We start from the raw sequence: 9,534 nt of genomic DNA on the forward strand, positions 1-9,534 counted from the left end.
TAATGAAAAATAAGGCTAAAATTTTTTATACTGCAGTATTAGTGAGTAGTGTATTTCTCATGACAGGTTGCCTTGGCGATAAAGCGCAACAGGTTGATACTTTGCTCATTAACGGTCAAGTTTATACTGGCGATAATATTCAGCCACAAGCAGTTGATGTCGCTATTTGTGGTAATCATATTTGTGGCCTCTATTCTTCAGGAAAGCACCAAGTTACAGCAAAAAATATTGTTGATGTAAGTGGTAAAGTGGTTAGCCCTGGTTTTATCGATCCTCACACTCACACATTAGAAGAGCTTTATAGCCAAGATAAAAATCATAATTTAAATTACCTAACGCAAGGGGTTACTACCGTTGTTAATGGCAATGACGGCGAAGGCCCTGTTGATATTGCAAAAACAGCTGCTGAACTTGAAGCCAATGGCATAGGTACTAACGTGGCTTTATTAGTTGGGCATGGCAGTGTACGAGAACAAGTGATGGGGCGGGCACAGCGTTTTGCTAATGCTGAGGAGCTCGCTGAAATGTCACAGTTACTTACTCAGGCTATGGAGGCAGGCGCGTTGGGCTTATCAACCGGGCTATATTATGTACCAGGAAGTTTTGCGAATACCGAAGAAGTTGTTACGCTTGCCAAAGTAGCGAGTAAATACCAGGGTATTTATGACACACACTTGCGTGATGAAAGCACTTTTAATATCGGCTTTATTGCCGCATTAGAAGAAGCTATTAATATTGCGGATGCGGCTAATATTCATCTACACCTAGCTCATATTAAAGCGTTAGGTGTTGATGTTTGGGGGCAAAGCAGCCTCGCGATTGCAAAGATTGAACACGCAAAAGCAAAAGGAATTAGTATTTCAGCTGATCAATATCCATGGCTTGCTTCAGGCACTAAGCTACACAGTGCGGTTATGCCTAAGTGGGTAATGGCTGATTCAAAACAGGCTTTTCACCAACGCTTGAATGATCGCAATTTAACCGAAAAACTTACCCGTGAAATTAAAGAAAACATACGTCGTCGAGGCGGACCAACCTCATTGCTGATCACAGCCTTTGAAGATACTGAATTAGTGGGGTTAACATTAGCGCAAGTTGCCAAGAAAAGGGCAATAGATCCTGTTACTGCCGCAATACAATTGGTGCAAGAAGGCGAAGTTCGCGTTGCATCATTTAATATGTCTGATGCTGACGTTGAAAATTTTATGGTTCAACCTTGGGTGGTCACGTCTTCAGATGGCACTAATGGTCATCCACGTAAATATGCTAGCTTCCCACAGAAATATCAGCAATATGTACAAAAAAAGTCTTTACTCACTTTGGGCGAATTTATTAAGCAAAGTTCAAGTAGCACAGCAAAGATTTTGGGGTTTAAAGATCGTGGCGAACTTAAACTAGGTAATATTGCAGATATTATTGTCTTTGATACGGATGAGTTTTCGGCGAACGCTGACTTTTCTAACTGGAATAAATACTCGTCAGGCGTTGAACAAGTATGGATTAATGGCCAGCACGTTATCAAGGGTAGCCGCTATCAAGAAAAGCTCGCTGGTAAATTTGTTCACTAGTACATATCTTATCCACATAAAAAAGTCGTCGCTTTTGAACTGATTGTTTATTTATTAAGCTGTTGTGTTCTAGCTAATGAGTTATAGTCGTTAACTTATTAAGCTAGGGCGGATAAGTTAATGAGTTATTGTGGATAAGCTAATTAAACGTTTTATTGTTTTCATCACTCTATTTTTATGTCAGTACAGTTATGGTAATGAAGCGATAAAACCTGTTATTAGGGCTGCTGTCGCAGAAGAGTTTAGAACAGGCTTACACAGTAAATATTTACAATATTTTGCTGATAAACTTAATGTCACTCTTGAGTTATCAACGATGCCATTTGCGCGGCGAATTGCACAAATTAAAAGTGGTGAATTAGATTTAATTGTCGGTATTCAAAAAACGGAAGCACGACAAGATGAATTTATTTATATCATGCCGCACTATGAGCAACTTTCATATCGCCTTTTTACCTTAAAGAAAGACCAAAATAAAATTAAAAGTTATCAAGACCTATCTGGAAAGCACATTGGTGTGAATCGTTATGCCAAGTACTTTAAAGTGTTCGATGAAGATAAAACGATCGATAAATTTAAAGCCTCCGGTGTGATGCAAAATATTGAATTGTTATTGCGTGGCCGTATTGATGCCTTTATTCATTATGAGCAAAGCACACTACCTTTGTTAGCAAAAGCGGATATCGACAATAATATCGTGCAAACGCCTTACCAACCCAATATTGAAGCACGTCATTATCTTGCTATATCAAGCCATTCTGTATTGGTAAAGCGTCAGCATGAACTTCAGCAAATTATTGCAAAAGCAATTAAGAATAAAGACTTACTTACCATTCGGCTTAATCATTATGCTGAAGTATATGAAAAATCATTAAATAAATAGCGGTTAGGTCTGATGTGGTTACTTTGTTAATAATCTAGCTAATCAAGCTGTTATATTAGTTATAACCTAGGATGTAGTTCGGGCTGCTGTCATCCAACAAAGTGAGCACTTTTTTGAGTAATACTTCTGTGGCAACCACGTCGCTTTTGTCGTTATGACTCCCACTTTCCATTGTAATATAGCCCAATTCATTTTCATTTACTTGTTGATTTTTTTGTCTTTGTGAAATATTCATGTCGCTCGCCCAGTCAGTGATAATAGTAACAGTATTGCTCATTACATTTTCTACTTCGTGTTGCTGCTTGAACAGGAGTAAAACTTTGCCAAGATATAAAGCAAAGTTATAGCACAACGCTCGTCAAGCAAGTGTTCATCAGAAAACAACATGCTAGTTTCTATTCCCATTATTAATTTACGATAGTTATTTCCTATTGCAATGATAAATTCAAACGATTGTTTCTATTTTAAATCTTGTCGTATCATTATCCCAACTTAATAAGTACTCATATTTTTAAACAAACAAGTGGAGATAGACATGTACAAATCAATTATCAACTCAACTATTCAACCGTTTAACGCAACAGCATTTAGTAATGGCGAATTTGTCGAAGTATCAGAAGCAGATATTGCTGGTAAGTGGGCGGTATTCTTTTTCTACCCAGCGGATTTTACTTTTGTATGTCCTACTGAATTAGGTGACATGGCTGACCATTACGCTCAATTACAAGAAATGGGTGTTGAAGTTTACTCAGTATCAACTGATACACACTTCACTCACAAAGCATGGCACGCTAGCTCAGATACGATTGGTAAAATTAACTACCCGATGATTGGCGACCCAACAGGACAAATTACGCGTAATTTTGGTGTCATGATTGAAGATGACGGCCTAGCACTTCGTGGAACATTTGTTGTTAATCCTGAAGGCGAAATCAAAATTGCTGAGATACATGACCTAGGCATTGGCCGTTCAGCAAAAGAATTAGTACGTAAAATCCAAGCTGCACAATATGTAGCTGACCACGATGGTGAAGTATGTCCAGCTGCATGGCAGCCAGGTGCAGAAACGTTAACGCCATCACTAGACTTAGTTGGCAAAATCTAAACTGAGCCTTAACTTGCCGCGATATTAATAAATAATGTCGCGGTATTTTCCAAGCAGTACTAGAAATTCTCCAATACAATCAATTCCAAGGAATAAACCATGTTAGATACGAATTTAAAGCAACAACTAACGACCTATTTACAAAATTTAACCTCGGCAGTTGAATTGTCAGTATTTTTAGGTGATGACGTTAAATCAAAAGAGTTAGAAGCATTAGTGGCAGAGATCGCTCAAATGTCACCTTTAGTAACGGTAGTTGCGGCAGATGCAAGCAACGAACGTGTGCCGTCAATGCTAGTAAAGTCGGTAAAAACGGGTGGCGAAATGCGCTTTGCAGGTGTGCCGATGGGGCATGAATTCACCTCATTAGTGTTAGCGCTATTACATAGTGGTGGCCACCCAATTAAACTTGATAAAGCCGTTATTGAGCAAGTAGCAGCACTAGAGGGCGAATATAGCTTTGAAACCTATATCTCGCTAAGTTGTCAAAACTGTCCTGACGTAGTGCAAGCGCTTAACATGATGGCAGCAATCAACCCACAAATTAAACACGTGATGGTTGATGGCGCATTATTCCAAGAAGAAGTTTATCAGCGTGATATTTTATCTGTACCTGCGGTTTACCTAAATGGTAAAGCTTTTGGTCAAGGTCGCATGACAGTAACCGAGATCTTAAATAAAGTAGATACTAATGCGGGTGCAAGACAAGCAAAAGCCATTAACAATAAAGAAGCTTTTGACTTATTGGTGATAGGTGGCGGTCCAGCTGGTGCAGCATCAGCTATATATAGTGCACGTAAAGGTATTCGTACCGGTATTGTTGCAGACCGATTTGGCGGCCAAGTACAAGATACGATGGCGATTGAAAACTTTATTTCAGTTAGCGCTACCGAGGGCCCCAAATTGGTAGCCAGTTTAGAAAACCATGTTAATGACTATGATGTTGATATTATGAATAATCAACGAGTAAAAAATATCATTGAAAGTGACGTTGAAGGTGGCTTAATCACTGTCGAGTTAGAGAATGGCGCTACCTTACAAACACGTTCAACCATTATTGCCACCGGTGCACGATGGAGAGAAATGAACGTAACAGGTGAGCAAGAATATCGCGGTAAAGGTGTTGCTTATTGCCCTCATTGTGACGGGCCTTTATTTAAAGGAAAGTCTGTCGCCGTTATTGGTGGTGGTAACTCAGGTATTGAAGCTGCTATTGACTTAGCGGGTATTGTTGAACATGTAACTGTTTTGGAGTTTGATTCAGTATTGCGTGCTGATGCAGTATTGCAAAATAAAGCGCGCTCTTTATCTAATGTTAAAATTATCGTTAATGCACAAACTACCGAAGTATTAGGTAATGGTAAGCATGTAACAGGGCTTAACTATCTTAATCGTGCGACAGATAAGCAAGAAAGTATCGAACTTGCCGGCATATTCGTCCAGATTGGCTTAGTACCTAATTCACAATTTTTACAAGGTACTATTGATTTAACCGAGCGTGGTGAAGTTATGGTTAATCAAAAAGGTGAAACTAATATGGCCGGTGTTTATGCTGCAGGCGACGTAACAGATACACCTTATAAGCAAATTATTATCGCTATGGGTAGTGGGGCAACAGCGGCTTTAGGGGCTTTTGACTACTTGATAAGAACGCCAAACCCATTAGAAAATACCGTTAGTGCTAATGAGGCTGCGGCGTAATTCACCAGAATTAATCGATAAAGCTGCCATTAAATGTCAATTGCTATCCAAATAGACAACAAATGAAAAATAAACGCTATCGTTATTAACGGTAGCGTTTTTACGTTTTATTTATGCTGTTTATCGTGTTTGGACATTTAAGATACCGCTTAAAGGGCTAGTAATTTAAACGATACTCAATACAATATTCAATTCACATGCTATGCATTAATTAAACAGGCCATCAACAGCTTTTCTCACTTCTTTGACAATTGCTCTGACACTCTCCATTCGAGCGTAACCTACCCGACAAAGTAATACTATTTCACGTACCGGCTGCGGATGTTCAAAAGGGATATAGTGAATATGTTGCTGAGGAACATAGTTAATAGTCGCTAGTTGCGGTAAAAGAGTGATGCCCATATTACTTGCCACCATGTATCGTAAAGTTTCTAAGCTCGTAGCCCTAAAGCTATGGTCTTCTTCCGCACCTGCGCTAAAGCAATAACCCATTGCTTGATCCCGTAAACAATGACCATCTTCTAAGGTAAGTATTTTTTGATTGTGCAAATCATCAAAAGTCACTTTAGTTTTATTTGCTAGTTCATGCGAAGGCGAAGTTGCCATAACTAGTGGTTCAGTGAACAAGTCAAAGCGTTCAAAGCTGGCCATTTCAGGTAGCCAAGGTAAGATTAAAATATCGAGCTTGCCGGCGACTAACTGGTGTAGGAGGTCTTGTGTTCTATTCTCATGTAAATAGAAATTTATTCTGGCGAGCTGACTATTTAACGTTGGCATTATATGTGGCAAAACATAGGGAGCTAACGTTGGAATTAAGCCAATATGTAAATCGCCCGATAGGGGATCGAGAAGTGACTTAGCTGCCTCTTCAAAATTTTTCGCCGCGTTGAGCACCTGCCTTGCTTGTTGTACTAGCTTCTCACCTGCTGGCGTCAGCATAACATTACGAGGCTGTCGTTCAATTAAGGTTAATTTAAGTTGCTGTTCAAGCTTTTGAATTTGCCCACTTAATGTTGGCTGACTAACGAAGCAAGCATCTGCAGCATGGCCAAAATGTTTATATTCAGCAATGGCTGTTAAGTACTCTAGGTCACGAATTTTTATCATAATTATAAACTATCAATACTTAGCATTAGATTGTTTTATTAATGTTAACTTGCTCATTTATGGTTAGCTAGTACAACAGTAATATTTTTATTAATCAGCTGTTCATAAGTTGATTTATATTTTTGTTCGAAAGATAAACAGTTAAAATATAGCGGAGTGAGTAAATAGATTTTATAATATTGTCAATTACTTCCATTCTTCTACGCTGTTGAGATTTTTTATGAAACTGACTATTAAGCAAAAGCTATACGTTATCGTGTCCTTAGTTATTTTAGGTCTCTTAGGTTTGTACCTTGAAAACGCTGCAAACCAAACTAAAGTGACAAATTTAGTTGAGATAAAATCAGAACTGAAAGACCTACAGATTGCCATGCTACAATTGCGTCGCAGTGAAAAAGATTTCTTATTACGTAAAAATGTCAAATACCAACAAACATTTAGTAACACCTTTAAGCATGCATTGCAGCTGATTAATGGTTTGGAACAACGTCTAGTTACCACAGATTTTTCTGGAACTAAATTGTCGGTTATCAAAAATGGTTTACAAAACTATCAACAGATATTTGAACAGTTAATAGCTGCCTCAACAGCACAGGGCTTAGACAGAAATTCAGGCTTTTATGGCAAACTCAGAAATGTTACCCATTCCTTGGAAGAAAATATTGCAGCTGTTAATGATTATGAGTCACATATATACCTTTTAACGTTAAGAAGGCATGAGAAGGACTTTATTTTACGCCATGAAGAAAAATACCTCGGACGACTTTTAGATACTGCCGATAAATTAAAAATACGTTTATCCACTAGTGTTAGTCAAAACTTACTCAGCACTTATATAAATGAGTTTAAAAAATATTTTGAAATATCAAACACTATAGGGCTTGATGAAAATTCGGGTATTCGTGGCAGTATGCGCGCGGCTGTCAATAATGTTGAAAGTGAGCTAAAGCAAGAAATTACTCGATTGAATAGTTACATCAGCGAGAGCATTGAGCAAAGCCACTCACAACATTTAGCGGTAACATTAATTGTGTCTTTACTTATTGCTGTTGTGGTAATAATTGTTGCTCAACAGATAATAGCACCACTAAATAGCTTTTCTAAGCGCATATCTGAAATAAGAAAAGGCAATGACCTGACTCAACGTACAGAAGAGCGGCATGATGAAATTGGTACTATCTCGAAAGAATTTAATATCTTCATGGCACATTTCCAAACCTTAATTGTAAGTATTAACCAAACGGTTGACGCATTGAGTGTGTCATCATCCGTGGTATCGAAAAGTGTGGCCAAAACGACAGAGGGCATTGTTAACCAATCACATGAAAGTGACATGGTCGCTACAGCAGTAACTGAAATGGGTATTGTTGCCGGAGAAATAGCAAACAATGCACGTTTAACTAAAGAAAAAACCGATGAAGCATCTGTTAAAGCCCTAGAAGGGAAAGAGAAACTTGATGGTACTGTTGTTAATATCAATGAGCTATCGGCACAGTTGATCAATGCAGGTGAAGAAATTGTTCAGCTACAAGAGAAAAGCAATGGGATAACCTCAGTGCTTGAGGTGATAAAAGGCATTGCGGATCAAACTAACCTGTTAGCGCTGAATGCAGCTATCGAAGCAGCAAGAGCCGGTGAGCAAGGCCGAGGGTTTGCGGTGGTGGCTGATGAAGTTAGAACCTTAGCTATTAGAACTCAAGACTCTACTGCTGAAATTACGAACATTATTAATGAATTACAAGTTACAACATCAGAGATCGTTAATACTGTTGGTATTTGTAAAGCACAGGGGTTGAATAGTGTCACGCAAGCACAAGAAACAGAAGAGGTTCTAAACGAGATTATTACGGATGTAAACGCGATTGCAGAAATGACAGTACTAGTTGCAACAGCTGTTGAGCAACAATCAATCGTGGTTAAAGAAGTTGATGAAAATATTATTCGTATTCGTGATATCGGTGAGCAGGTTGCTAGTGACTCACAAGAAAACTCAATAGCTAGTGATGATGTAGCGGCACTAGCGAGTGAACTGCACCAAGAAGCAAGTATCTTTAAAATAAAATAGCGGCTTATTTCGCTAATCATATAAAGTCTGCATTACGGTGTATTGTATTCAGGCTTTATAAAAACAGAATTTTGAAAAATTTATTCCCTGATACAGAAATAAGTGAATATACACCTCGGCTACTCTTAGTAAATAGATTAAGTTATTTACTAAGAGTGCTTTCCTGCCCTTGGAACATACCGATCATCTTTAACAATAACTGTTCTATATAAGAAACATGGCAATTAACTATACTTTTGCCGCTAATGTTCAATTTAAACGTAGGGATAAATAACGATTACAATCGATAATTTAACTAAAACCATATTAAACTTGCCTATTCAGCAGTTAATTTGTAAAGCTTGTTTATTACTTAAGTGCCTTTGTTTTAATTACCTGTAAGAAAAGTGGTTGGTTTTACCGCGATTTGCATATTTAAAACACAGCCACGGTAAGGGTTGTACAAATAAAAAGCAAACAAACCACTTTTATCAATTTAATTGCAATTAGCGGTTGACGTGGGGCGATAAATCTCTAAAATGCGCTCCACTTCTTCGGGACAAGCCGAAGAGGCGGTTTTAATAAGTTATCTCACGCAGTTTCGGCTGATTTGATTAACTTAACGTTTTAAAAGGTTGGTTTTGAAAGTTTTAAAAACTTTTAAAATAAATTCAAATAAAACGTTGACATTAAAACTGAGTTGCGTAGAATGCGCATCTCGCTTCAGGCAAGGCCTGCAGCAACGAATTACTTACGGTATAGAGCGAATGAGATTTTATATCGGTATCATCTTTGATGATACGTTCTTTAACAATTAGTTATCATGCAATTTGTGTGGACACTCACATTAACGTTGATTTTACATAGTTACCTATTTCCTCGGAAAGAACGTAACAAAAAAACAGCTTAATATGATGTCACACAAAACAAGTATCATTTAGGTCTTCGGATTTAAATATACGTTTTATGTAGTTTTTATCTTCTTTAGTCGGATAGATAGAAACACGACAGAATTCATTGAGCAGCATCAGTTGTTGATGCACAAACGATTTTTAATTGAAGAGTTTGATCATGGCTCAGATTGAACGCTGGCGGCAGGCTTAACACATGCAAGTCGAGCGGAAAC

The 9,534-nt window shown here is 38.0% G+C and carries 7 protein-coding genes and 1 rRNA gene; 6 read left to right on the forward strand and 2 right to left on the reverse strand.

Annotation, left to right across the window (positions count from 1 at the left end):
- Positions 1-2: 2 nt before the first annotated feature.
- On the forward strand, positions 3-1,568 hold the full coding sequence (locus B0169_RS18040; protein WP_077288304.1) for an N-acyl-D-amino-acid deacylase family protein: 1,566 nt from the start codon (positions 3-5) through the stop codon (positions 1,566-1,568).
- A 130-nt stretch (positions 1,569-1,698) separates the two neighbouring features.
- Positions 1,699-2,451 carry a substrate-binding periplasmic protein gene (locus B0169_RS18045; protein WP_158077127.1) on the forward strand — a complete coding sequence of 251 codons (753 nt, stop codon included), beginning with the start codon at positions 1,699-1,701 and terminating at the stop codon, positions 2,449-2,451.
- A gap of 55 nt (positions 2,452-2,506) precedes the next feature.
- On the opposite strand, the gene B0169_RS18050 is transcribed toward B0169_RS18045, so the two are convergent.
- Entirely contained in the window at positions 2,507-2,728 is a 222-nt protein-coding gene (locus B0169_RS18050) for a hypothetical protein (RefSeq protein WP_143323596.1), read from the reverse strand.
- A gap of 258 nt (positions 2,729-2,986) precedes the next feature.
- Here B0169_RS18050 and ahpC point away from each other — a divergent pair, with 258 nt between their 5' ends.
- Together ahpC and ahpF are read left to right on the forward strand one after the other, a co-directional pair.
- Positions 2,987-3,556, forward strand: a complete 570-nt coding sequence (gene ahpC / locus B0169_RS18055) for an alkyl hydroperoxide reductase subunit C (protein WP_077288307.1) — start codon at positions 2,987-2,989, stop codon at positions 3,554-3,556.
- A gap of 99 nt (positions 3,557-3,655) precedes the next feature.
- Positions 3,656-5,257 (forward strand): alkyl hydroperoxide reductase subunit F, encoded by a 1,602-nt coding sequence (ahpF, locus tag B0169_RS18060; RefSeq protein ID WP_077288308.1) that lies wholly within the window; start codon positions 3,656-3,658, stop codon positions 5,255-5,257.
- A gap of 207 nt (positions 5,258-5,464) precedes the next feature.
- On the opposite strand, the gene oxyR is transcribed toward ahpF, so the two are convergent.
- On the reverse strand, positions 5,465-6,364 hold the full coding sequence (gene oxyR, locus B0169_RS18065; protein WP_077288309.1) for a DNA-binding transcriptional regulator OxyR: 900 nt from the start codon (positions 6,362-6,364) through the stop codon (positions 5,465-5,467).
- 220 nt (positions 6,365-6,584) lie between these two features.
- On the opposite strand from oxyR, the gene B0169_RS18070 reads away from it, so the two are divergent.
- Together B0169_RS18070 and B0169_RS18075 are read left to right on the forward strand one after the other, a co-directional pair.
- Positions 6,585-8,429, forward strand: coding sequence for a methyl-accepting chemotaxis protein (locus B0169_RS18070; protein WP_077288310.1), 1,845 nt, complete (start codon positions 6,585-6,587; stop codon positions 8,427-8,429).
- 1,032 nt (positions 8,430-9,461) lie between these two features.
- Positions 9,462-9,534: ribosomal RNA gene (locus B0169_RS18075) — 16S ribosomal RNA — on the forward strand; the annotation flags it as partial.

The organism is Cognaticolwellia aestuarii, from assembly GCF_002000025.1.
GTDB classification, from domain to species: Bacteria; Pseudomonadota; Gammaproteobacteria; order Enterobacterales; family Alteromonadaceae; genus Cognaticolwellia; species Cognaticolwellia aestuarii.